The following is a 22,625-nucleotide window of genomic DNA, read 5'->3' as shown; positions in this document are numbered from 1 at the left end:
GCGGCGGGCCGGGCGGGGCCGTGCCCCCCCGGCCCGCCGCCGCGCCCGCCGCCCCCCCCCCCCCCCCCCCCCCCCGGCGCGCCCCCGCCCCCCCCCCCCCCCCCCCCCCCCCCCCTCCCCACTACCACCGGCAGTATCGCCCGCGAAGAGAGACCAGAACCTCCCCTCCCTTTTTGCCTGGAACGCGGACGGGTCGCCGGCCGGGCGAGGCCCGCTGTCAGTCGCTTCGACAGCCGGGTCGAACACCGAAGGTCCACCAAGGATGTCGTTGTTTCCACTGATCAGCGGAAACAACCACAACGGCCCCTTTTCTGGTGTATTTGGTTCCCATCCCTCGAGGACGCACGACGATGCCCTCAGCCCAACCATCCGGTTCAGTCCCTGTTTTTCAGTCGTCCGCCAGTGGACCGTCGGCCCCGACCCCGCCCGACAGTCCCCGGACCGGCTCGTGTTCGACCTCGACCCCGGCGAAGGCGCCACAGTGGTCGAGTGCGCCCGCGTCGCCGAGCGATTGCTCGAGGTCCTCACCGCCGACGGGCTCATCCCGCTGCCGAAGACCAGCAGCTCGAAAGGCCTGCAGATCTACTGCGGAGTCCGCACCCACCAACCCGACCGGACCTCTGCCTACGCCAAAGCGGTCGCCGAGCAGCTCGCGAAGGAGCTGCCCGAGCTCGTCGTGGCGAAGATGGCGAAGAACCTGCACCCGAACCGGGTCTTGATCGACTGGAGCCAGAACCACCCGGCGAAGACGACCGTCGCACCGTACTCCCTGCGCGGCCGCGCCTTTCCGACCGTGTCCGCTGCGATCAGGTGGGCCGAAGTCCGCGCGTGCCGCACGCCGGCCGAGCTGACCGTCACTGCCGATGACGTACTGCACCGCGTGGGCGAACACGGCGACTTGCTCGCCGAGTCGGCTGACACCCACGTCGCGTTGCCGGGCAAACGAGCCTTCTGGTCACCGCGGCGGGCGCTGCGGCTCTCTCAGCGGGCCTGGTTCGACATCTGTCTCGCCCGCGGCAGCACCACACCCCCCTGACACGAACTCGACGATCTCTCGCAGCCCGGAGACGTCGCCGCGGTCCTGCGCCAGGTGAGCCGCGCGACACACGCCGACGGTTCTCGGCCGGCGTTACCGTGTTCGGGTGTTGAGTGGATGGTTCGAGCACCGGGCTCGGCGTTATCTGGCGGATCTGGCCGATCAGCTGGGCGTGGCGGGGATGGCGGCGATGGCTGCGGTTCCGGCGTTGGCCGCGGAGGTGGATCAGCACGCCGCGGCGGTGCGCGACATCCTCGTGGTGGGGGTGGAAGGTTCGGCGTCGGTGGCCGCCGCGGTCCTGCTGGCGTCGTACGCCCGCGGGCTGATCGAGCAGGTCGAGCAGGATGCCGGTCGTGCCTGGTCGCCCGCCGTCGACGCGGCCGGCTGGGCCGCGGCGTCGTGGCTTCAGCTGCGGTTGCTGGCTGTGTGCCAGCTCGCCCGCGGGCACCGATCCGGACCGCTCACCGACGATCAGACTGGTCTGCCCTCGCTGGCCTGAGCGGCTTCAACCGGGTCTGGTGAGGCCCGGCGAAGCCGCCGGCGGCGTTCAGCGCCGGGTGCCGGGCGGAGGGACGTCGCCTTCTGTCGATCGGGCGGGGGGTGTGGCAGTGCCGCCTGCGGGCGCTGTGGCGGTGCCGGACGGCGAGCGGAACGCCTCAGTGGGGGCGTCCGAGCGGGCGGCCGCGTCTTCGCGGCCCCGCTGGCGGGCCTGTCCGGCCGCGCGCGGGATCTCGTCGTCGGCCCGGTCGAGCCAACGCTGCCAGCGCTGCTGCATCGGCCGGATCAGCCCACCGCCGACGCCCACCACGGCGATGCCGCCGATGGTGGCCAGCACGGTGACCAGCACCGGCGTGGTGACGGTGGTGGCGATCCCGATCTGGTTCACCGCGGCGATGATGCCGAGCCCCCAGATGAACACCGAGGCGATCGTGGCCAGCACCTTGCCGTAGGACGCGCCGGACAACACTCCGGAGATGAGGTCCTTGACGGCGCGGGCGATGGCCGCGGCCACGACGATGATGATGACCGCAACCGCCGCGCGGGGCAGCCAGGCCACGATCGCGGTCAGCAGCGCCGACACCGGATTCGGGCCCCACACCCCGAACGCGATCTGCAACGTGATCAGCAGCAGCGCGTAGAACAGCAGCTTCGAAATGAGGTTGGAGGCGTCGAACTTCGACTTCTCCAGCATCGTCTTGATGCCGCCGCGCTCGACGAGGCGGTCGAACCCGACCCGGCGCAGGACCTTGTCGACCAGTTTCGCGATCGCCTTCGAGATCAGCCACCCGATGACGAGGATGACGAGGAAAGCGACCAGTTTCGGCACGAAGGCCGCGACGCTGCCCCAGGCGTCGGAGATGCCGCGCCCGATATCGACGGCGGCCAACGAGTAGGTGGCCATGACAGTCACTCCTTGCACATCATGGGTGTCCCCGACGGCCACCCACCAAGCCCCCGATACCCCCCTCGCCGCGCGCAATACACACGTATTTCTCGGTGACTCTTCAAAAAGAATCCCGCGAAGAAGGCCGGAAATTCACGTGATCGTCGCTTCGCCGAGGCGACGCCCTCGCTCTGCCCGGAGCCGTCGCGGTAAAACACGGGCTCACTGGCTCGACAGCTTCTTCGCGTTCGCCAGTGCGACGTCGCAGGCCCCTGGTTTTTCAACGGTGCGCAGTCGAGCGACCTCGGCCCTGAGGACGTGCTCGCCGCCGTCCGGTTCCCACTGGCGCGTGCGGGGCACGGCTTCGCGTTCGCCGAGGTCGCCCGGCGCCACGGCGACTTCGCGCTCGCCGGCGTCGCGATCCGGGTCCGGATGTCCGGTGGGCAGGTGGAGGAGGCCGTGCTCACGGCCTTCGATGTGTCCGACCGGGCGGTCACTCGCGATGGTGTGGGAAGCCGGAGGCGACGCGGACGCCCTCGCTGAACCGGCGGCGGCGCTCGCCGGCGAGCTCGTCGACACCGCCGAGGACCCGCACGGCTCGCCCGTCCTACCGGCGCCGGCTGTTGTCCGCGCTGGGTGCGCCGGAGCTGGCGCGCGCGTACCGTTTCGCCACGAAGGGAAAAGCGGTGATGACGATTCCTTGCCCGGTCCGGGCGCGGAGCTCACCAAGCTACCTCGGCGACGACCGCTACCGCGGCCGGGCGCGGGTGGCCGCCGGCCCGATCCGGCTCTCGTTCGCCGGGCTCGACGCCGGCGCGCACGGGCTCCGCGTCGCCGGCCCGGGGCGAGGACGCTGGTGGCGCCCGGACGCAGGCGGACGTCGTGCTGGTCGCCGAGGCCAGCCAGGCGGGGTGCGGCTGCGAGTCACCACTGCCTTCACCTCACCGGGCGGATCGCCCAGTTCGGCCGGGTACTCGCCGGCGACGTCAGCCGGCGGATGTTCGAGCAGTTCGCGGTGGCGGTGTGAGGAGACCGCGGTTGCGCGGGGCACCCGCCCCGCGGAACCCCCGAGCGCCATCGTCCTGATGGCAGGCACGCTCCGTTCACGAGCGCGCAATGGGTGGCGGCGCATCCGCGGCCGTCGTTCCGGCAAGACCCACAACCCGTGATGAGGAGAACTCAACGGTGAGCTCGACTTCGACGATCGACACCTCGGCTATCGACCGAGTGCTACGAGACGCGGTCGGCGCTGGGCACGCGCCCAACGTCGTCGCCGTCGCGGCGGATCGTGACGGCATCATCTACGAAGGCGCGGCCGGACCTCGCGCCGCGGGGGCGCCGGAGCCGGTCTCGGCCGACTCGCACTTCCGGATCATGTCCATGACCAAGATGGTGGGCACCGTGGCCGCGCTGCAGCTGCGCGACCGCGGCGAGCTCGACTTCGACGCCCCCATCGAGACCTACCGGCCCGAGTTCGCCGAGGTCCAGGTGCTGGAGGGCTTCGACGGCGGAAACCCGGTGCTGCGCCCGCCCGCGAGCCGTGCGACTGTCGCGCAGCTGGTCACCCACACGACCGGCCTGAGCTACTGGTTCTGGAACGACGACATCGTCAAATGGGAGCAGGCCACCGGCACGCCGAACGTGCTGACCGGCAAAACCGTGATCTTCACGGCGCCGATGGTGGCCGACCCGGGCGCGAAATTCGAGTACGGCATCAACACCGACTGGCTCGGCCGGGTCGTCGAAGCCGCGTCCGGCAAGTCGCTCGACGTCTATTTCAAGGAGAACATCACCGGCCCGCTCGGCATGGCGGAGACCACGTTCGTCCCGAACGCCGAGCAGCGGGCCAACCTGGTGCCCGTCCACGTCCAGGATGAGGACGGCACGTGGACGGTCACCGAGATCGACCTGTCCACCGAGCCCGAGTACTACACCGCCGGCCACGGGCTCTACTCGACACCGCGCGACTACCTGAAGTTCCAGCGCATGCTGCTCGGTGGCGGCACGCTCGACGGGGTCGAGGTGCTCCGGAAGTCCACTGTGGACGAGGCGTTCACCGATCAGGTGGGCGAGATGGAGTTCCCGGCGCACATCCCGACCGCGGACCCGGCTACGACGCACGAGCTCGACCTCGGCCCGGGCCTCAAGTGGGGCTGGGGCCTGCTGCTCACCACCGCGCAGGAGCCAGGCATGCGCGCACCCGGCAGCGGTGCGTGGGCGGGGTTGTGCAACACGCACTTCTGGGTCGACCCGGCGAGTGGCGTGACCGGCGCGATCTACTCGCAGTCGTTGCCGTTCGTCTCGCCGGGGCAGCTACAGATGTACGCAGATTTCGAGCGGGCGCTCTACGCCTCGCTCTGAACCCGGCGAGAACCGTGAAGGGCGCTCTTCCCGTTGCGGGGAGCGCCCTTCACGGCGTTCCACGCCCTCTCTGTCCCGAGACCACGTCGAGAACACGCGGACGGGACCTCGACGGGCGACTGACGAGGCCTGCTCCATGGATCGTCGCCGTTGGCCATTTCGGTCAGGCCTCGCATACCCGCGCGCGAGCGCGAGGATGCGGCGAATGGCCACGATCCGGCGACCAAACCACAAGCGGGTCGCGTCGCCTGCGTGCTACCGGGCGTCGACCAGGACGGCGAACGCGGCCGAAGCGAAGAACGTGGCCTCGCTCAGATCGAGCACCAGCACCGGCGCATCGACGACGACGCCCTCGGCGGGCTGACCGGGCTGACCGTCGAGCAGATCCACACCGGCATCGACTGGCACAACGACCGCGCCCGCGCGCTGCGCGAGGGCCGCGGTGACGAGACGGCTCCCTGGGTGCTCACCCTTTATTCGGAGGGAACGTCCACGTTCACAGTCCGCCGCCGACGGTCATGCCCGCCAAGGGCGGTATCGGCCCGGCGCCCCACCCAGGATCTCGACAGCCGCACCAAGCCGTGGTCTGGAGGTCAGGGCGGCGGCCCGAGGATCTCGACGTGGTGGCGCGCGGAGGCGTGGCCGATGGCGGCCGGGTCCAGCCGCGTCGCGTCCGGCTCCCCGATGCCGGGCAGGCGGTGCGCCCGGGCGGGTTCGCCGGCCTCAGCCAGAAAGTGTTCGAATCCACCGGGTGTGGTGATCTGCAACGCGCGCAGTGGCTCGTCCGGCCCCACCACGAACGTGTGCGCCAAGCCGACCGGAAGCATCACGAAGTCGCCGGGGCCCGCGGCGAACTCCTCGCCGTCGCAGCGAAAACGGGCGGTGCCCGACAGGACGTAGAACATCTCGTCCTCGACGTGGTGGCGGTGCAACGGCGGCGCGAACCCCGCCGGGTTGACGAACTCCGCGACGGTGAGCCGCCCCCTGGTATCGGCGCCGCCGCACTTGACCGTGGCGAGGCTGCCGAGGAACCACCAGGACTGCCCGTCGGTGGGACCGAGCACGTGAGGACGGGTTGGCGTGATCGGGGACATGACCACTCCATTCGATAGACAGCGTCTAATGAACAGAATGTTAGTATTGCCGAATCATGGACGATGTCAAGGACAGCCCCGCCGAGGGCCCCCGGCGGCGGTACCGCTCACCGCTGCGACAGGAGAACGCCCGGCAGACCCGGCAGGCGATCATCGCCGCGGCCCGCGAACTGTTCACAGCCCATGGCTACGCGGCCACGTCGCTCAACGACATCGCGACCGCGGCGAGCGTGGCCCGCCCGACCGCGTTCGCCGCCTTCGGATCCAAGCCGGCGCTGCTACGCCATGTCCTCGACCAGACACTCGCCGGAGACGACGAGCCCGTGCCGGTCGCCCAGCGGCCCTGGTTTCGCCCGGTGTGGGACGCCGCGACCCCGGCGGACGTGCTGGACGCCTACGCGGGCGTTTGTGCGCTGATCAACGCACGGGCCGCGCGGATCGTGGAGGTCGTCCGCCGCGCGGCAGACCAGACGGCCGAAATCGCCGAGCTGTGGGACACGGTGCAGAACAACCGACGCGCGGGCGCCCGCATGGTCGTCGAACACGCCGCCGCAACCGGCCCGCTGGCCCCCGGGCTCGACACCGATCGCGCGACCGACATCCTGTGGATCTTCAACGACCCGGCACACTACGACGCACTGGTGATCCACCAGCGATGGTCCAAGAAGGACTATCGGGCCTGGCTGTCCGGTCAGGCCCGGCACGCCCTGCTCGGGCCCTGACCAAAGCCGGACGTCGCAGCACCTACGGCGGCTCGCTGGGCGCCAAGCGCAATGCGCACAGAGCGAACCGCGCCGTTCACAGCCGAAGGTGACGTCCGGCCGACGCGCGACTGGCAGAGCCGCCGCCTCGATATCCCCCTTTCCTCAACCCCAGGGGTCCAGCAGATGGCGAGCAAGCCTCATCGAGTCCATCCCCTGGGACTACAACCGACCGCGGCGCACCCAGGCGATCGCGCATCCAGATCCAGCACGCTCCGAATCCGAAACCCAGGCCCGGACACTCCCCCGGCCCAGCAGACTGACGTTGTCGGTGCCCCCATGCCGCCGTGAAAAAGAGCAGCTACTCGAGTACGCCGGCGACCTGGCCATCCGCGTGCGCAACGGCATGCCATGGACGACCAGCCGGGTGAGGCCTTGAAAGGGTTGTGAGTCAGCCGCAGATGACTGCGGCGAGGGCCGGGCCGGCGGTGGCGGCGCGGCCTGTTGTGCGCTGATAGCGACGCACGATGTCGCGACGGCGCCCTCCTTGCCCCAGCCGCCGCTCGACGTGGAGCAGCGGATTCCGTTGCGGTGAACGGAAAACGGCGCCTAGGGTGGCGCGGAGCGCCTGCGCGTCGACGTTCGCGGTGGCGAGCATCCAGGCGACGCCCGGGTCGAGGGCGAGCAGCGCGAGGGCAAGGTGTTCAGGCCGGTGTTCGCGTTCGCGACGGGCGAGCGCCAGACGAAGTGCTGCCTCGTAGGCGGCTTGGGCGTCCACGCCAAGGGGTGGGTGCATCCGCGCGCATCGCCGCCTGGCCGCGACCACACCGAGCGGACGCAGCGGCTCCCGCGCCGGCGGGTGATCCAGCAAGGTGACGCCGTCCGGCCGGGACAGTGCGTCGAGACGGACTCCCAGCGCGGCCAGTGCTTCCCGATCCGCCGCCGCGCCCGCCCCGGTGGGCTCGGCGAGATGTGCCGCCCGCCGGACTGCTGCCGTCGTCACCCCGTGCCGGGCAAGAACACCGGCGACAGTGCCGTCGCCCGTGGTGAGGGCGAGTAGCAGGTGCTCGCTACCGGTGCGCACCTGTCCGAGGCCGCGGGCCAGTGTGCATGCATTGCCCACCACACGGCCCAGTTCAGGGTGCTCGCCTCGGAACATCAGTCCTCCCCGCGATGGTGATCTTTCGGTGCAGAGTCTGTTTGGTGATGCCAAGCCGCACTGCGAGATCCCGCCAGGACCAGCCCACGTGCGTCCTGCCGTCAGCATATGCTGACGAAACGTGGACGTCGACATATGCTGACACGCCGCCGGACGTGCCGCGCGACCTTCCGGTCACGTCCACATCGGCACCACCCGGGTCTGCTACCGCGTTCACCAAGAGGCGGATCCGCGCCGCCATCTACTCGTACGCGGCATCGCCCAAGTCCGCGAAGGCACGGTGTTCCTCGTGGCCGACCAGGTCACCCCGCTTGACCTCAACAGCCTCGCGGCCGCGTCCCGAGACTTCAGGTAAGCCGCAAGCCCCCATGGGGACTGTGATTGATGGTGTCCGCCGTTGGGCCGGCTAGCAGCCCGCGCTCGGATTCGTGCCGGTCAGACGGTGTGGCGGGCGCGGGTCAGCACCAGCCCGCCGAGGACCGTGGCGATCAGCCCCACTAGCAGGGCCAAGGCGCCACCGATCACGCCGTTGCCGGTGCCGGGACCACCGTCGGCGACGGCCAGGTTCACCGCACCGCCGACCGCGGCGATCAGCCCCGACGCCAGTGCGACAAGAGCGCCCTTTTTCCCGCCGTTGCCGATACGACGGATCGAACGGGCCAGGGCCAGCCCGCCGATGACCGCGCCGGCCAACCCCAGCAGCGCGGCCGAGGTGGCCCAGAATCGTGCGGCGGTCAGGGTGTAGGCGCCGACGCCGGCCGCCTGGGCCACGGCGTGCGCGGCCGCTGGGGTGGCCATCCCGGAACTGCCGGGCAGGTCGGCTGCTGCGGCGGCAAGCAGGTGAGGCACGGACATGAGCAGCTCCTTCTCGTCGTGCGACTGGATGTCGCCGATCATGTCCGCTGGACCCACCGCCGGTCGTCCAGCGGAGGCAGGCACTTCGCGCTGCCGCCGACGCCGTAGGAGTCGCGAAAGTACTGCGTGTGCGGTAGGTGGCCAATCGTCCGGGCGGAGGAGTCGCCCTACGCGCACATCCGGTTAGGGTGCACGCATGGGCAGTGGGCGACTCCGCGCCATCGACTGGGCGATCGCCGTCGGAGTGGCGGCGGCCCTGCTGGTGGCCGGTCTGTCCGAGCACCGCCCCGCCACGAATCTCGATGCGCTGGGTTATGCGTTGCTGGTGGCCGGCGGTCTGGCGCTGGCCGCGCGCCGCTGGGCTCCGGTGACCGTGCTGGCCGTGACCGGGCTGTGCGCGCTCGGCTACCAAGCCGTTGGTTTCGACGTGCCGGTCGTCGCGTATCTGTTCGCGGTTTACGCCGCCGTGCGGGCAGGACACCGCATCGTCACGGTCGCGGCCTCAGTAGTCATGGTCGCTGCTCTCCCGTTCGCGGTCCTGGTCTCTCTGCACGACCTGGGCGAGGCGCTCGCACGGGGCCGAGGTGCCCTCGAGCTGGCCTGGCTGATCGCCGCCGGTGCGGCGGGGGAAGCCCTGCGGCAGGCCGAGCGCCGGGCGGTCGAGGCCGAGCGCACCCGTGAGGAGACCGCGCGCCGCCGCGCCGACGAGGAGCGACTGCACATCGCGCGGGAACTGCACGATTCGCTCACCCACCAGATCTCCGTGATCAAGGTGCAGGCCGAAGCCGCTGTCCACGTGGCCCGTAAACGGGGCGAACAGGTGCCGGAGGCGCTGCTGGCCATCCGGGACGCCGGCCGTGAGGCGGCCCGGGAACTGCGAGCGACCCTGGAGGCGCTGCGCGATGACGACAAGACCCCGCCCCGCGGGCTCGACCACGTTCCGGACCTGGTGCACCAGGCCCGCACGGCCGGCTTGGACGCGACGCTGACGATCGAGGGACACCGGCACGAGGTGCCGGTCGCGGTGGACCGGACCGCTTACCGGATCGTTCAGGAGTCGCTGACCAACATCGCCCGCCACGCCGCCGCCGCTACCGCGTCGGTCCGGATCGACTACCGGCCCGGCGCCGTGGTCATCCGTGTCGATGATGACGGCACGGCCGCGCCCGACGCCGCGCCGGTCCCCGGGGTCGGGCTGCTCGGGATGCGTGAACGCGTCACCGTCCTCGGAGGTCACCTGCGTGCGGCGCCGCGCAGCGAGGGCGGCTTCACCGTCCAGGCCGAACTTCCCGTGGACCGAACGTCATGATCCGCGTCCTGTTGGTCGATGACCAGCCGCTCATCCGCAGCGGGTTCCGCGCACTGCTCGATGCCGAGGACGACATCGAGGTAGTGGCCGAGGCGGCCGACGGCAGCGAAGGCTTGGCGCTGGCCGGGAAACACCTGCCAGACGTCGCGCTCATCGACATCCAGATGCCGGTCATCGACGGCATCGAGGCGACCCGGCGCATCGCCGCGGACCCGGCCCTCGCGCAGGTGCACGTCGTCGTTTTGACCAACTACGGCTTGGACGAATACGTCTTCAACGCGCTGCGCGCCGGCGCGGCGGGATTCCTCGTCAAGGACATCCTGCCCGAAGACTTCCTGCACGCCATCCGCGTCGCCGCACGCGGCGACGCCCTGCTCGCACCGTCGATCACCCGCAAGCTCATCAACCAGTACGTCACCCAGCCGCGCACCACCGGCACCGGGGCAGGGCTGAAAGAGCTGACCAACCGCGAGCGCGAAGCCGTCGCCCTGGTCGCACAGGGCCTGTCCAACGACCAGATCGCCGACCACATGGTGATCAGCCCGACCACCGCGAAAACCCACATCAACCGAGCCATGACCAAACTCCACGCCCGCGACCGCGCCCAGCTCGTCGTCCTCGCCTATGAATCCGGCTTGGTAACCCCGCGCAACTCCTAACATCCACGGGCCCGGACGCAGACCACAGTCTCGAAGCCGGCCCTCGTCACTGAGCGGCGCGGCATCGGCGTGTCAATCAGTAGTCCGGGTCAACGGTGTGGCGCCGCCGGCGAAACACGTGGCACAACAGCTCTGCGCTGCTGACGCGGGGCATCTTCCAGGTCGGGCAGGGCACCGTGTCGCTGGTGGCGGATCAGGTCAGTGCGCCTCGAGTCCACGCACGGCCGCGTCGGGTGCTCACCGCTTGATCCACGACACCGGCCCGCGCTGCAGTTCTTCGCTATGCACCGCACCTGTTTTCGGGCAACAGGTTGACCTCTTTCCAGCAGTTCAGCTGTTAAGGAAACGACAACTGTTCCTCTCCATGATGCACCGCCGGATCGACCACACACCAGACCAGCGAGCGTCGGCACCCGGGGCCGATCAGCCGAATAGCAATCGCAGACTTCCGCATTGCGCAACACCGATCGCCTCAATGCACCAGGACTGTGAGCGACGTGGGACAACCACCCCAGAGCAGCGATACATCAATACACACCTGCGCGAAACCAACCCCGACAGCACCGCCACACACCCCGAAGCAACCGCCCGCCTCCTGGGCACCATCGTCGCAACCGCTACCCACACTCACCTGACGAACTCTGACAGTGACGACTCGCAACCGACCGCGAGCACAGGCGAGCTGCGCCGCGCTCGATCACCTGCACGCTGACCACTACCTCCGCAACGTCGGATTGGTCAGGGATGTGCACCCGTCCGATCGGTGCAGAAAGGCTCTCGCGCCGCCGAATCAGGCACACCGGTCGGGACCGGGCATCTAAGCCTCGATGTCGAACCCACCGAGCCGGTAGTTGATCACGTTGGCGCGGTTCAGGTGATGGCAGCGCCGCGGCCAGAGTGGATTGCCCGTTCACGGCGGGCCAGAGCCCAGTTCCACAAGCAGGTGCGGCTGGCCGCCGATCAAGGACGGAGGACAAGACCGCCGACGGCTGCCCGGTCACGCAGTGGACGTTGGCCCGCTGCCAGCACTCGCGTCGTCGGCCGAAAGCGGCCGTGCTCGATTGATCAGCCGGGCACGCGCAGCCGTAACGGCAGAGAGCCGTGGCGTTCGCGCAATCGGTGCAGCAGCCCCGCGGACGGGCGGCCTGCGTCTTCTCCGCCACGGCCGGCACGGCCGAACAGCGCTTGATCACGTCTCGGCGACCACGTGCGCACGCCGTCTGGGGCGACGGCTTCGACGTCGCCTGCCCCGTGTCCCGCGCCGGCGGATGAACCGTCTGGTACGAACGCGACGGCGAGGCCGTCGGCGTGCTGACCCACAACGCCGACGACGACCACGAGCGCGGTGCCGAACTGATCCGCGAGCACCGTCCGGTTCCCCCCGCGGTAGGGCCCGGCTCGGGACTCCTTCCGTGACGGCCTCCGCCGGAGCCGAACACCGGCGTCCCAGGCAGCTTTGAGACTGCCTCCGCAGGGGTAACCGCAGAGTCCAAGGCCCCTGACCGCACAGGAGATGGCATGTCCGACGAACAGCGCCCGCCGCAGCAGCAGGAGCCGCCCGGCCTGACCGAGGAGATGCAGCCGAGGCCACGGGACACAATGGACGACTACGAGGGCCACGGGTTTCTCGCGGGCCGGCGCGCGCTGGTCACGGGCGGCGACTCGGGTATCGGGCGGGCCGTGGCGATCGCGTTCGCCAAGGAGGGCGCGGACGTCGCCATCGCCTATCTCGAAGAGGACGAAGACGCGACGTACACCGCGAGCCGCGTCGAGGCCGAGGGGCGCAAGTGCGTGCTGCTGCCCGGTGATCTGGCGAACGCGCGCCACTGCCGCGACGTGGTGGCCCGGACCGTCGAGCAGCTGGGCGGGCTCGACCTGCTGGTGAACAACGCGGCGCTGCAGTGGCCGGTCGACGCGCCGGAAGACCTCACCGACGAGCAGTGGCTCCGGACGTTCGAGGTGAACATGCACAGCTACTTCCGCGTGACCGCCGCGGCGCTCCCGCACCTCGGCGAAGGCTCGGCGATCATCAACACCGGATCCGTCAACGGCCTGCGCGGCAACAAGACCCTGATCGACTACTCGGCCACCAAAGGCGCGATCCACGCCTGGACCTACTCGATGGCCCAGGCGCTGGCCGACCGCGGGATCCGCGTGAACTGCGTCGCACCGGGTCCGGTGTGGACACCGCTGATCCCGTCGACGTTCCCGCCGGAGAAGGTGAAGGAGTTCGGATCGCAGGTACCGTTCAACCGGGCCGCGCACCCGGACGATCTCGCGCCGTCCTACGTCTTCCTCGCCGCCGACCGGCTTTCCTCCTACTACAGCGGGGAAGTCATCGCCGCACTGGGCGGCGAGACGACCCCCGGCTGATCGACCGACCGGCAGACAGGACTTCGTGATGACCTCAGTGCTGACCGTCGCACCCCCGGCACAACCGGTCCCGGTGCCCCGGACCGTCGAGTGGGTGGCGGCCGAACTGCGCACGCTGCTGCGCACCGGCGCGCTCGAGTTGCCGGTGCCCGGCCACGGTGGGCTCGCGCACCGCTGGGCAGCTCTCGCCGCGCACGGCCGGCGCGACCTCGCGTTGGCGCGACTGGCCGAGGGGCACACCGACGCCGTCGCCATCCTCGCCGAAGCCGGCCGCAAGCCGGAACCCGGTGCGCTGTACGGGGTCTGGGCTGCGAAGTCCGGCGGCACCGGCGCGGTCCTCGACCGCGGCCGGCTCTCCGGGACCGTCCGGTTCTGCTCCGGGCTGACCACGCTCGACCGGGCCTTGGTCGCCGCCGGGGACCGGCTCGTGGAGGTCGATCTCGGGGCACCCGGTGTGGTGCGCCACCCCGAAGCGTGGCAGGCGCTCGGGATGGACGCCTCTGACAGCGGCGACGTCGTCTTCGACTCCGTGTCCGTCGCGTCCGACGCGGTCATCGGTCCCCCGGGCTGGTACGTCGAGCGGCCCGGGTTCGTCTTCGGCGGCACGGGCGTCGCGGCGGTGTGGCTCGGTGGCGCCGCCGGTGTCCTCGACGTGGTGCGCGACGTCCTGCGCGAGAGGGCCGACGAACACCAGCTCGCCGACTTCGGTGCGCTGCACACCGCGGTCGCGTCGGCCGACGCTCTGCTCACGGCGACCGCCGCCGTGCTCGAAGACGCGCCGGATCCCGTGCTGCTCAACGACACGTGCCGCGCGAGCGTGGAGCACGCCGCCCGTGAGGTGCTCCACCACGCGCCCCGCATCACCGGCCCGGCCCCGATGTGCCGGAACCGCGGGTTTTCCCAGCGTCTGGCCGACCTTCAGGTCTTCGTGCGCCAGCACCACGGCGACCGGGACCTCGCCGCACTGGGCCGCCGAGTGCTGGAGGTGACCCCGTGAGGCCGTTCGTGCCGGAAAGCGAGTGGACGCGGGAGTTCGAGCCGTGGCCGGACAAGGAGTTCCAGCGCGCGCTCGTGGTCGCCGCGCACCCCGACGACGAGACCCTCGGCGCCGGCGGGCTGGTGCAGCACCTGCACGCGGCCGGCACCGCGGTGACGCTCGTCGTTGCCACCGATGGCGAAGCCGCCTTCCCGGCCGCGGACGCGGACGAACGCCGCCGGCTGGGCCGCGCTCGCCGCGAGGAGCTGGTGCGAGCACTGGCCGCGCAGGGGCTGTCCGAGGTGGAGCCGATCTGGCTGGGCCTGCCGGACTCCGGCCTGGCCGAGCACACAGCGGAACTCACCGACGCCCTGCGCGACCTCGCCCTCCGCAACGACCTCTGCCTGCTGCCGTGGCCGGACGACCCGCACCCGGATCACCGAGCCTCGGGGCGGGCCGCGGTAGCCGGCGCGCCCGTGACCGCGCACTGCTGGGCGTACCCGATCTGGCTGTGGCACTGGAGCCGACCGGATGCACCGGACGTCCCGTGGCACCTCGCCCGCGCGTACTCGCTCGGCGAGCGCGAGCGGGCGGCCAAAGCCGCCGGCATCCGGGAGTTCACCTCGCAGCTGAAACCCGGTCCCCGCGGCGAAGATCCCATCCTTCCGCCCGAGGTGCTGGCCCACTTCGCCCGGCCACACGAAACGTTCCTGCGCGTGCCGCCGACGCGCTCGGCACCCGTCGCGCGGTTCGCCGAGCTCTACGACCAGGCTCCCGACCCGTGGCAGGTCGGCACCAGCTGGTACGAAAGCCGCAAACGCGGGCTGCTGCTGGCCGCGCTGCCCCGCGAGCGCTACGGCACCGTCGTCGAACCCGGGTGCGGAACGGGCGCGCTGACGCGCGACCTCGCCGCTCGCTGCGACCTGCTGCTGGCCTCGGACCCGGTTCCGGAAGCCGTGCGCCGCACGCGGGAGACGACGGCGGGACTGTCCACACCGGACGTCCACGAGGGAGCGGTGCCGGACGTGCTGCCCGCCGGCCCGGTCGATCTCGTCGTGTTCAGCGAGCTGCTGTACTACCTGGACGACGCCGACCTCACCCGCACGATCGACCGGGCCGTGACCGCGCTCGGACCCGGTGGTGAGATAGCGGCCCTACACTGGCGCCGCTGGGCGCCGGAGGCACCCCGCGACGGCCGCGAAGCCCACCGGCACCTGGCCGGGCACCCGCACCTCGAGACCGTGGTGGAGCACGTCGACGAGGAGTTCCTCCTGCACGTGCTGAGGCGCCGGTGATCGACGCCGTCGCCGTGGTCGTGCCCGCCCGCGACGAAGCCGCGCTCCTGCCCGGCTGCCTGGCCGCCCTCGACCTCTCGCTGTCGCGGCTTCCCGCGGGCATCGGCCGCGTCGTGGTAGTCGTTGCCGACAGGTGCGCCGACAAGACGGCAGCGATCGCCCGGCGCAGCGGTGCCCACGTCGTGCCGAACACCGAGTTCACCACCATCGGTGCCGTGCGCGACCTCGGCTGCCGCACCGCGCTCGCCGCGCTGCCCGCGCACGAACCGTCGAAGATCCTGCTGCTGAACACCGACGGGGACACCGAAGTCGCGGGAGCGTGGGCAGAGCGCCACCTGGCTCGGGCGCGCCGAGGGTGGCACGCGTCGGCCGGTCCGGCGCAGCTGTCCGAGCCGTTCCCGGGAACCCGTGATGCCGCCGCCCGCTACCGCGGCATCGTGGCCCGGGACAAACCCAACGTCTACGGCGCCAACCTGGCCGTCCGCGCGGACGCCTACCGGGCCATCGGCGGATTCGGCCCGATCGCGACCGGGGAGGATCACGCGCTCTGGCAGCGCCTCGGCGAGGCTGGCTTCCGCCGTTGCCACGAACCGGCGGCGCGGGTGTTCACGAGTCCGCGCCGGCAGGGCCGTGCACCGGGCGGACTCGCTGCACTGCTGTGGGAACTCAACGCAGGTTGTTGACGAGACCGAACCGCTCCTGCGCCTCTCGCAGGATGCGCTGGGCCGGCAGGAGCCACCCGAGCCCAGAGAGCCGGATCCGGCGAAGCACGGCGTGCTGGGTGGTGACGATCGCGAATGGCACATCGGCTCTCCCGCCACATCGAATTCCCGGGGCCGGGCCGGACGGCGCGATTCGCTCGTTGGGCCTTCTACGATGTCTCCTTCCGTTCAGTCGCTCGGGTCGGATGTCGTGTGCTCCCGCAGCAACACGGCGAGTCCCCTGGAGCGCGCCCGCGCCGGTGGGCGCTCGTGAAGCGCCTCCACCGTGCTGGTGCGTGCGATCGATCTGGGCATCGGCGCGCGTCGCCCCTTGCGCAGCAAGCAAGTACTCGAGATCCGTGAACCGCGCCCTGCACAGGGCCACGACCAGCCGCGTGATCCACGACCCCACTCGACGGCCGACGCGCCGGCGGGAGCACCACCAACGAGATCCGTCGCTGCCTCGCCCGCCCGATCTACCGCCATCGGCAACCAAACGCCCATCACCCGATTGGCCGACCGGCCCGGTCACTACGACCGGCCCGGTCAGAGCCGGCGCGCGCTCATAGTGCAGATGCACTACGCTGGGGGTTCGGTCAAGCAGCCGGCCGTACCTGACCTTCCCGCACTCCGGGCAGCAGTTGTTGCGTGGCCGCACGATCGCCTCGATCACCCCTCAGCGTTGTACCTAGGGTGTGGCCACCAGAAGTGGGCCACCATGATCAGCACCATCGCCGAATTCCACCCGAGCACGCTGGCGCAGCCGCATCCGCTGCAGCTCGGCACCCACCGCCCTTCCGAGGACACCGTGATCGTCCGGGTCGACGGGGACATCGACTCCCACACCGCTCCGAGGCTGCACGAAATGCTGCAGGAGCGCGTGCACGGCGCGATCGGCACGCTGGTGATCGATCTGACCGCGGTGACCTTCCTGAGTTCGTCGGGGCTGCGCACGCTGGAGCTGGCCTACCTGCCGGCAGTGGAACGCGGAATCACCTGCGTCCTGCGCCCGCCGACGTCCGGGACCGTGCAGCGCATTCTCGCCCTGTTCCCGATGCGGTTCACCGACGCCATCGCCGCACCGTGACCCACGGGTCGATCACGGGATGGGCTCGCCGGGGTCGGATCCCAGGCCGGACCGCAAACGCTGAACCCGCGGCCGGACCCGGTGGGTGAAGGCCGGCGCGGATGCTTCGGCGCGGATCTCCACCACCAGCGCGGTGTGCACCGGGTGCTGCTCGGTGACGGCGGGAATGCCGAAGACGCCGGTGGAGATGGTCACGGCCGGTTCGCCGGTCGGGGTGACCCGCGCCCCACCGGACCAGGAACTCGACGACACCGTCTCGCAGCAACGACACATCACGGTTGACCGGCTACGGCTGCCGTGTGAACACCTACCGGCTCGCCTCGCCCCCCGGATCCCGCTCGTCAGAGGTCTCGGCGGTGTTCAACGAGCCAGCCGGCGACGTCGTGCAGCTTCATGTTGCCGTGCTGGGAGGCGTCGACGAGCAGGCGGAACGCACGCGCAGGGTCCACGTCGTGGCGTTGCATGAGGATGCCCTTGGCCATCCCGATCACGTCCCGGCTTTCCATGGCGGCGTGCAAGTGGGCTTCGGTCTGGGCACCGACCAGCGCGATCGCGGCGTGGGCGGCGAACATGCGGCCGTTCTGCTCGGTCTCATCGCTGAAGGCGTCGGTCCCGGTGGAGTACAGGTTCAACCCGCCGAGGGTGGTGGCCGAAATGAACAGCCGATAGGACAGCATCGACCGCACCCCCGTCTTCGCGGCGGCCGGGGCGAACCGGGACCAGCGGTGTTCGCCGGCCAGGTCGCCGGTGCGGTAGATCTCGTGATCGCCGATGGCATCCACGCACGGTCCCTCGCGGAAGCGGTACTGCAGCGCGTCGATCTCGGAGACGAGCTCGTCGGTCGGGGCGACGGTGCGGATGCGGGCACCGCACTCCACCAGGGAATCCCGGCGTACTCGGCACCGTCGACGTGATCGACGGCGGCCTTCACGATCGCGGCCAAGGTCGTGTCGACATCCGGTTCGGCCTGCAGCGTCCGGGCGATCTCACTGAGCACCTCGGCCAAACCGGCGGCGTCCGCCTCGACGCGTTCCGATTGGCTCACTCCGCTCCCCTCCTCACCGTCACCGAGTGGGTACCCCGCCTGCCGCGGCCGCCACCCGCGTCCCACGAAGTGGGCCGGAGAAGGCCGCTGCCGTGATCCTCGCACCGGCGAGGCGAGCCCGGCGATACCCAGACGGTCACGTTCCGCCTCCGAAGCGATGCACCAGGGGCCACGCCGACGCTCGGCCGCGACGAGCCCACAAAAGATCTTGTAACACCACGACGCCAGCACCCAGCGAGGACGCGACAATCGTGGTCACGCGGCGCGGCGGCATGGCGCGCGGCGGACCCGCCGGCAGGAACTTCTCCCCCTGGCCTGCCGGTGGGCTGCAGTACGCGAGTGTCGCCGCGAAGCCGCGAGAGGCCGGCGTTCAGCGGGCCGGGAAGCGACACGGTGCGGACATGCGCGAGAGCTTTCACCAAGAGCTGAACCACCTCAGCGCACAGCTGGGACGGATGTGCACCCTCGCGGCGCAAGCGATCCGCCGGGCAGGCAGATCCCTGCTGACCGCCGACCTCGACCTCGCCGAACAGGTCATCGCCGCCGACGCCGAGATCGACTGGGCCCGCGCGGACTGCGAGAACCACGCCCAGACGCTGCTGGCCCTCCAAGCACCCAAAGCGCATGACCTGAGGACCATCCTGGCCGTGATCTACTGCGCCGAACGGCTCGAGCGCATGGGCGACCTGGCCGCCCACATCGCCGGCATCGCCCGCTTCGCCCACCCCCACCACGCCGTACCCGCCGAGCTCGAGCCCGCCTTCGCCGAGATGGGACACGCCGCCGCCGGCATGGCCGACCGGCTCGCCCAGCTGATCGCCCGCCAATGCCCGTGCGGATTCGCCGACCTCGCCGACACCGACCAGACCATCGACACCGTCCACGCCCGCGTCCTGACCCTGATCACCAGCGACCAGTGGCCCCACTGCATCCAGACAGCCACCAACCTCGCCCTGCTCGCCCGCTTCTACGAACGCTTCGGCGACCAAGCCGTCGCCGTCGCCAACCGGCTCGGCTTCGCCGCCACCGGCGAACTGCCCTTCCACACCCACACCTGACCCGGCGCGCCCGCGGGGTCCTCCTCGCTGCCTGTCCGCCGTGACGCCGCGAACCACATGCGCCACAGCACGGGCGGTTTGCGGCCCGGCTGGAGGGGTATCTGCTGGTCACAGCGAAGGAGGGGTCATGCCGGAACGCAGCTGGAGCGGGAAACGCGAACGTCAGTACGAGCACATCAAGTCCTCGCAGAAGAAGCGCGGGGCCAGCACCTCGCGAGCGGAAGCGATCGCGGCCCGCACGGTCAACAAGAACCGGGCGCAGTCTGGTGAGTCGCGGTCGGCGAGCAAGAGTTCCACGCAGGACACCAGCCCGCAGAAGCGCGGCGGGAAGCGCTCCGGGAACCGGCAAGGACCCGGCGGGCCGACCAAGGAGCAGCTCTACAACGAGGCGAAGAAGCGCAACGTCAAGGGCCGCTCGACCATGTCGAAGCAGGAGCTGCAGAACGCCCTGGGCCGCTGACGCCAGGCGGTGGCTCCAGTCCCTTGTCTCACACCCGCCAGTGGCGATGCGTGTGCCGTTGAAGCCGGACGAGAGACCTCCCACCGCGTTGAGCGCGCACGCGGCCACCCCGCCGCGACTGCTACCCTGCCGCGCGCGATATCGCGTTGGCGCGGCACGTCCACATCCGCGGCGACGTCGTCGGCCGGCATTCCGCCCAGTTGCCGACGAGTGATTGCGCCGACCTTTCGAACGGGCACTTTGCCCGAACGTGCGAGAACCCGGGTCCGCGGGGCGATTCCCGCAGGCCCGGGTTCTCAGCAGCTGGACAGCCCGAGCTCGGTCAGAGCACGTCCGACAGGTCGGACAGCAGCGCGGCCTTCGGCTTGGCACCGACGATCTGCTTCACCGGCTTGCCGCCCTGGAACAGGATCAGCGTCGGGATCGACATCACCTGGTAGTCACGCGCCGTGTTCGGGTTCTCGTCGATGTCGAGCTTCGCGACGGTCAGCTTCTCGCCGTTCTCGGCCGCGATCTCCTCGAGCACCGGGGCGACCATCTTGCACGGCCCGCACCAGGTGGCCCAGAAGTCGACCAGAACCGGCTTCTCGCTGGTGAGCACGTCGTCCACGAACGTCTTGTCGGTCACCTTCACGGTGTTGGCCATGGGTTTCTCCTTCGGGTGGTCGGAAAATCGGGAAGTCAGTGGGCGCCGGCGCCGTAACCGCCGCCGTGATCGCCTGCCGATAGGTGCGATCCACCAGATCACCGGCCGCGAACACACCCGGCACGTTCGGGTAAGACGTACGACCCCGCGTCACCACGTAACCGTCCCCCCGTCCAGCTCGGCCTGCCCCCGCACCAGCCCGCTGCGGTATCCAGGGCCCGGACTCGATGGAGGAGATGCGCAAGCAGGCCGAGCGTTTCGGCGCGGAACTGCGTGCTGTTCTTCCTTTCGGCGTCAGCCGACGGTCGGCTCTTACCGCGAGCCGACGCCGGCACACCAGCCATACCCGCGCGGTAGCCAGGTTCTCGTTCGCAGCAATCCGAAGGAGGCGCCCCTTCACTCCCTGCGGGCGAGCGTCACGAACCGCATCGCCACCGCTGAGAGGACGGCTGAGGCCAGAATGATGAAGCCGGCCGTGAGGAACACTGTCGGTAAGCTCGTCGAGGTAACCAGGACCGCACCGAGACCAGACCCGACTGCCAGGGCGATCTGAAGGTTCGTCACGTTGACGGCCGACGCGGCCTCCGGTGTTTCCGCCGCCGCATCGAGTATCCAGACCAGCGTTCCCGGGTTCACGATTCCCCAGAACAGGCCCCACAGCACGAACAGCAGGCCGGCCAGCCACGGTAAAGTCCCCGCGGTCGCGAGCCCGATGAGCAATGCCGCCACCACTGTCGCCGCCCCGGCGAAGCTGCCGATCACGTTGCGCTTGAACAGTGATCCGGCGATGAGCGAGCCGACGATGCCACCGCAGCCGTAAATGACGTACAGCAGGGAGATCACGCCGCTCGAGAGATGGGTGTGGTCCATCAGGAACGGGGTGATGTACGTCCACCCGGTGAACTGTCCGACGAACACCACCGCGCCGGCCGCCATCCCCAGCTGTGCCGGCCGCCGCGAAACGACTCCCACGAGATCACGTAGACGCGTGCGACCGTCCGGCGGAATACCCGGCAGCACGACCGCCTGCGCGACCACGACGAGCAGTGTCGCCGCCGCGGCGGCGGCGAAAGTGAGCCGCCAACCCACGAGGTTGCCCAGGAACTGTCCCGCCGGCAGCCCCACCACCGTCCCACCCGAAATACCCGCCGCGACGATGGTGATGGCGCGAGTGCCGCCGCCCGGGCCCACCAGCTTGGGCCCGACCGGTGAGACCACGGTCCAGAAGGCGCCGAGGGTGGCGCCGAAGAACAACCGGGCGATCAACACCAGGGCGAAGTTCGGCGCCACCGCGACGACCGCGTTCGACACCAGCACCGTCACACCCAGGACGAGGATGACCGAGCGCCGGTTGAACCGGCCGGAGCCGAGGAAGAACAGCGGCGCCGACACCGCGGCGCTGAACCCCGGCACGAGCACCATCAACCCCGCAAGGCCCAGCGGAACGTGCAATCCATCGGCGATCCGCGGCAGCAGTCCCACCGGCATCGTCTCCGTCATCACGACGATGAACGCGCCGAGCGCAATGGCGCCGACTGCCACCCAGCCTCGTTTGCTTCCTGGCTCTGCAGCAGTGACGGCAGCGCGAGCCGACCCAGACTGGATCGGGACGGCCGCGGCGCACGACGATGTCGAGACCACGCGCACCTGTGTTGCGCGACGCGTCGGCGTCTCCCCCTCGGTTTCCGTCATGATGTTCTCCCTCCTCGTCACGTACTCCTCACCGGCTCTGCACAGCTCGACGCCCCGTCGGCAATCTCAAAGCACCACCACAATTCGGGGCCGCACCTGCGCCGCGATGCCGGACTGCGGCCGCGGCTGCAGCTCGGCGGGGAAAAGCGGCTGGCAGCGCCGTGGTCGCCTTGCGCGCCCGGATGTGACCTGCGCAGAAGCCGTTGTCCTGAGTTGATGCCGGGCCGCGGGTGACGTTGCCGGGCCTGCGGAGTGTCCGTGCGTGAGCCTTGGCCGCGACCGTGGCCCCAGGATTGTGGGATCGCCGAGCGCCGCACTGGCCCACCCATGTCATGCACGTTCGTTGTCGATGTTGCCGCACAGGCGGTCAGCGTCGAACCCAAGCCTGGCCTTACCGCATCGAGGGAGAGTTCCCCGTCGCGAGCGTTGAACAGCCTCGGCTACTTCGCGAGCGAGATCATCAAGACGGACCTATACGTTCAAAGAACCGAGCGACTCCCCCGAGGGGGAGCCCGCCCGGTTCACAGTCCGCTCTCGACCGCGCTCACACCAGGTCGAACGTGTCGGGGTCCGGGCCGGTGCGCCCGTCGCGGTCGAGGGCCGAGAGGGCGGCCACCTCGTCGTCGGTGAGGGTGAAGTCGAAGACGTCGAGGTTTTCGGCCACGCGCGAGGGCGTGACGGACTTCGGGATCACGACGTTGCCCAGCTGCAGGTGCCAGCGCAGCACGATCTGG

General features: G+C 70.3%; 25 protein-coding genes and 1 pseudogene. 13 read left to right on the top strand and 13 right to left on the bottom strand.

The features are described 5' to 3' along the window. The first annotated feature begins 262 nt into the window (after positions 1-262). Together ACIA77_RS51360 and ACIA77_RS51355 are read left to right on the top strand one after the other, a co-directional pair. Positions 263-1,036, top strand: coding sequence for a hypothetical protein (locus ACIA77_RS51360; RefSeq protein ID WP_395893551.1), 774 nt, complete (start codon positions 263-265; stop codon positions 1,034-1,036). A 106-nt stretch (positions 1,037-1,142) separates the two neighbouring features. Continuing rightward, positions 1,143-1,535 carry a DUF6401 family natural product biosynthesis protein gene (locus tag ACIA77_RS51355; RefSeq protein WP_395893550.1) on the top strand — a complete coding sequence of 131 codons (393 nt, stop codon included), beginning with the start codon at positions 1,143-1,145 and terminating at the stop codon, positions 1,533-1,535. A 48-nt stretch (positions 1,536-1,583) separates the two neighbouring features. Here the strand turns inward: ACIA77_RS51355 and ACIA77_RS51350 are convergent, their stop codons facing one another. Further along, positions 1,584-2,438, bottom strand: coding sequence for a hypothetical protein (locus tag ACIA77_RS51350; protein WP_395893549.1), 855 nt, complete (start codon positions 2,436-2,438; stop codon positions 1,584-1,586). A 204-nt stretch (positions 2,439-2,642) separates the two neighbouring features. Continuing rightward, on the bottom strand, positions 2,643-2,999 hold the full coding sequence (locus tag ACIA77_RS51345) for a hypothetical protein (RefSeq protein ID WP_395893548.1): 357 nt from the start codon (positions 2,997-2,999) through the stop codon (positions 2,643-2,645). A gap of 606 nt (positions 3,000-3,605) precedes the next feature. On the opposite strand from ACIA77_RS51345, the gene ACIA77_RS51340 reads away from it, so the two are divergent. Next, entirely contained in the window at positions 3,606-4,781 is a 1,176-nt protein-coding gene (locus tag ACIA77_RS51340; protein WP_395893547.1) for a serine hydrolase domain-containing protein, read from the top strand. A gap of 255 nt (positions 4,782-5,036) precedes the next feature. Here ACIA77_RS51340 and ACIA77_RS51335 read toward each other — a convergent pair whose 3' ends face one another. Further along, positions 5,037-5,171 (bottom strand): hypothetical protein, encoded by a 135-nt coding sequence (locus tag ACIA77_RS51335; RefSeq protein WP_395893546.1) that lies wholly within the window; start codon positions 5,169-5,171, stop codon positions 5,037-5,039. 203 nt (positions 5,172-5,374) lie between these two features. Continuing rightward, positions 5,375-5,875 carry a cupin domain-containing protein gene (locus ACIA77_RS51330; protein ID WP_395893545.1) on the bottom strand — a complete coding sequence of 167 codons (501 nt, stop codon included), beginning with the start codon at positions 5,873-5,875 and terminating at the stop codon, positions 5,375-5,377. A 56-nt stretch (positions 5,876-5,931) separates the two neighbouring features. Between ACIA77_RS51330 and ACIA77_RS51325 the strand changes: the two genes are divergently transcribed. Then, on the top strand, positions 5,932-6,597 hold the full coding sequence (locus ACIA77_RS51325; protein ID WP_395893544.1) for a TetR/AcrR family transcriptional regulator: 666 nt from the start codon (positions 5,932-5,934) through the stop codon (positions 6,595-6,597). 430 nt (positions 6,598-7,027) lie between these two features. On the opposite strand, the gene ACIA77_RS51320 is transcribed toward ACIA77_RS51325, so the two are convergent. Continuing rightward, positions 7,028-7,735 carry a Clp protease N-terminal domain-containing protein gene (locus ACIA77_RS51320; protein ID WP_395893543.1) on the bottom strand — a complete coding sequence of 236 codons (708 nt, stop codon included), beginning with the start codon at positions 7,733-7,735 and terminating at the stop codon, positions 7,028-7,030. A 435-nt stretch (positions 7,736-8,170) separates the two neighbouring features. Next, complete coding sequence (locus tag ACIA77_RS51315; protein ID WP_395893542.1) at positions 8,171-8,632, bottom strand: DUF6223 family protein; 462 nt, start codon at positions 8,630-8,632, stop codon at positions 8,171-8,173. A 154-nt stretch (positions 8,633-8,786) separates the two neighbouring features. Between ACIA77_RS51315 and ACIA77_RS51310 the strand changes: the two genes are divergently transcribed. Together ACIA77_RS51310 and ACIA77_RS51305 are read left to right on the top strand one after the other, a co-directional pair. Further along, positions 8,787-9,899 carry a sensor histidine kinase gene (locus tag ACIA77_RS51310; RefSeq protein WP_395893541.1) on the top strand — a complete coding sequence of 371 codons (1,113 nt, stop codon included), beginning with the start codon at positions 8,787-8,789 and terminating at the stop codon, positions 9,897-9,899. Further along, positions 9,896-10,558: a response regulator gene (locus ACIA77_RS51305; protein WP_395893540.1), complete on the top strand. Its 663-nt coding sequence runs from the start codon at positions 9,896-9,898 to the stop codon at positions 10,556-10,558. The genes ACIA77_RS51310 and ACIA77_RS51305 overlap by 4 nt, the downstream gene beginning before the upstream one ends. A gap of 1,065 nt (positions 10,559-11,623) precedes the next feature. Here ACIA77_RS51305 and ACIA77_RS51300 read toward each other — a convergent pair. Next, positions 11,624-11,926: a hypothetical protein gene (locus ACIA77_RS51300; protein WP_395893539.1), complete on the bottom strand. Its 303-nt coding sequence runs from the start codon at positions 11,924-11,926 to the stop codon at positions 11,624-11,626. A gap of 150 nt (positions 11,927-12,076) precedes the next feature. Here ACIA77_RS51300 and ACIA77_RS51295 point away from each other — a divergent pair, with 150 nt between their 5' ends. From ACIA77_RS51295 to ACIA77_RS51275, 5 genes are all read left to right on the top strand, one after another. Continuing rightward, the gene (locus ACIA77_RS51295; protein WP_395893538.1) at positions 12,077-12,931 is read left to right on the top strand and encodes an SDR family oxidoreductase; all 855 of its coding nucleotides are present in this window, start codon (positions 12,077-12,079) and stop codon (positions 12,929-12,931) included. Positions 12,932-12,959: 28 nt separating this feature from the next. Next, entirely contained in the window at positions 12,960-13,928 is a 969-nt protein-coding gene (locus tag ACIA77_RS51290; RefSeq protein ID WP_395893537.1) for an acyl-CoA dehydrogenase, read from the top strand. After that, positions 13,925-15,202, top strand: a complete 1,278-nt coding sequence (locus ACIA77_RS51285; protein ID WP_395893536.1) for a PIG-L family deacetylase — start codon at positions 13,925-13,927, stop codon at positions 15,200-15,202. Before ACIA77_RS51290 ends, ACIA77_RS51285 begins: the two co-directional genes overlap by 4 nt. Continuing rightward, entirely contained in the window at positions 15,199-15,885 is a 687-nt protein-coding gene (locus tag ACIA77_RS51280; RefSeq protein WP_395893535.1) for a glycosyltransferase, read from the top strand. The genes ACIA77_RS51285 and ACIA77_RS51280 overlap by 4 nt, the downstream gene beginning before the upstream one ends. Positions 15,886-16,621: 736 nt before the next feature. Beyond that, complete coding sequence (locus ACIA77_RS51275; protein ID WP_395893534.1) at positions 16,622-16,990, top strand: STAS domain-containing protein; 369 nt, start codon at positions 16,622-16,624, stop codon at positions 16,988-16,990. A 12-nt stretch (positions 16,991-17,002) separates the two neighbouring features. Here the strand turns inward: ACIA77_RS51275 and ACIA77_RS51270 are convergent, their stop codons facing one another. Continuing rightward, complete coding sequence (locus tag ACIA77_RS51270; protein ID WP_395893533.1) at positions 17,003-17,185, bottom strand: hypothetical protein; 183 nt, start codon at positions 17,183-17,185, stop codon at positions 17,003-17,005. Between the two features lie 146 nt (positions 17,186-17,331). After that, positions 17,332-17,868, bottom strand: coding sequence for a GAF and ANTAR domain-containing protein (locus ACIA77_RS51265; RefSeq protein ID WP_395893532.1), 537 nt, complete (start codon positions 17,866-17,868; stop codon positions 17,332-17,334). A gap of 568 nt (positions 17,869-18,436) precedes the next feature. Here ACIA77_RS51265 and phoU point away from each other — a divergent pair. Then, positions 18,437-19,093, top strand: coding sequence for a phosphate signaling complex protein PhoU (phoU, locus tag ACIA77_RS51260; protein WP_395893531.1), 657 nt, complete (start codon positions 18,437-18,439; stop codon positions 19,091-19,093). Between the two features lie 127 nt (positions 19,094-19,220). Continuing rightward, positions 19,221-19,553 (top strand): plasmid stabilization protein, encoded by a 333-nt coding sequence (locus tag ACIA77_RS51255; RefSeq protein WP_395893530.1) that lies wholly within the window; start codon positions 19,221-19,223, stop codon positions 19,551-19,553. Positions 19,554-19,875: 322 nt separating this feature from the next. Here ACIA77_RS51255 and trxA read toward each other — a convergent pair whose 3' ends face one another. The 4 genes and pseudogenes from trxA to ACIA77_RS51235 all read right to left on the bottom strand — a co-directional run. Beyond that, entirely contained in the window at positions 19,876-20,199 is a 324-nt protein-coding gene (gene trxA / locus ACIA77_RS51250; protein WP_395893529.1) for a thioredoxin, read from the bottom strand. 58 nt (positions 20,200-20,257) lie between these two features. After that, positions 20,258-20,406, bottom strand: a pseudogene (locus tag ACIA77_RS51245) (thioredoxin-disulfide reductase); the annotation flags it as partial. 189 nt (positions 20,407-20,595) lie between these two features. Then, positions 20,596-21,891, bottom strand: coding sequence for an MFS transporter (locus ACIA77_RS51240; protein ID WP_395893528.1), 1,296 nt, complete (start codon positions 21,889-21,891; stop codon positions 20,596-20,598). Positions 21,892-22,435: 544 nt separating this feature from the next. After that, on the bottom strand, positions 22,436-22,625 hold a 190-nt coding region (locus ACIA77_RS51235), incomplete at its 5' end, for an aldo/keto reductase (RefSeq protein ID WP_395893527.1).

The sequence above is a fragment of the Amycolatopsis sp. NPDC051903 genome (assembly GCF_044452505.1).
Classification (GTDB): domain Bacteria; phylum Actinomycetota; class Actinomycetes; order Mycobacteriales; family Pseudonocardiaceae; genus Amycolatopsis.
This window is presented reverse-complemented; position numbering and strand designations above follow the sequence as displayed.

Excerpts from the sequence above, each read along its gene's own strand:
- ACIA77_RS51330 (WP_395893545.1), bottom strand. The coding sequence starts at position 5,875 with ATGTCCCCGATCACGCCAACCCGTCCTCACGTGCTCGGTCCCACCGAC.
- ACIA77_RS51295 (WP_395893538.1), top strand. The coding sequence starts at position 12,077 with ATGTCCGACGAACAGCGCCCGCCGCAGCAGCAGGAGCCGCCCGGCCTG.
- ACIA77_RS51240 (WP_395893528.1), bottom strand. The coding sequence starts at position 21,891 with ATGACGGAAACCGAGGGGGAGACGCCGACGCGTCGCGCAACACAGGTG.
- ACIA77_RS51320 (WP_395893543.1), bottom strand. The coding sequence starts at position 7,735 with ATGTTCCGAGGCGAGCACCCTGAACTGGGCCGTGTGGTGGGCAATGCA.
- ACIA77_RS51325 (WP_395893544.1), top strand. The coding sequence starts at position 5,932 with ATGGACGATGTCAAGGACAGCCCCGCCGAGGGCCCCCGGCGGCGGTAC.
- ACIA77_RS51305 (WP_395893540.1), top strand. The coding sequence starts at position 9,896 with ATGATCCGCGTCCTGTTGGTCGATGACCAGCCGCTCATCCGCAGCGGG.
- ACIA77_RS51360 (WP_395893551.1), top strand. The coding sequence starts at position 263 with ATGTCGTTGTTTCCACTGATCAGCGGAAACAACCACAACGGCCCCTTT.
- ACIA77_RS51290 (WP_395893537.1), top strand. The coding sequence starts at position 12,960 with ATGACCTCAGTGCTGACCGTCGCACCCCCGGCACAACCGGTCCCGGTG.
- ACIA77_RS51310 (WP_395893541.1), top strand. The coding sequence starts at position 8,787 with ATGGGCAGTGGGCGACTCCGCGCCATCGACTGGGCGATCGCCGTCGGA.
- ACIA77_RS51275 (WP_395893534.1), top strand. The coding sequence starts at position 16,622 with ATGATCAGCACCATCGCCGAATTCCACCCGAGCACGCTGGCGCAGCCG.
- ACIA77_RS51350 (WP_395893549.1), bottom strand. The coding sequence starts at position 2,438 with ATGGCCACCTACTCGTTGGCCGCCGTCGATATCGGGCGCGGCATCTCC.
- phoU (WP_395893531.1), top strand. The coding sequence starts at position 18,437 with ATGCGCGAGAGCTTTCACCAAGAGCTGAACCACCTCAGCGCACAGCTG.
- ACIA77_RS51255 (WP_395893530.1), top strand. The coding sequence starts at position 19,221 with ATGCCGGAACGCAGCTGGAGCGGGAAACGCGAACGTCAGTACGAGCAC.
- trxA (WP_395893529.1), bottom strand. The coding sequence starts at position 20,199 with ATGGCCAACACCGTGAAGGTGACCGACAAGACGTTCGTGGACGACGTG.
- ACIA77_RS51315 (WP_395893542.1), bottom strand. The coding sequence starts at position 8,632 with ATGATCGGCGACATCCAGTCGCACGACGAGAAGGAGCTGCTCATGTCC.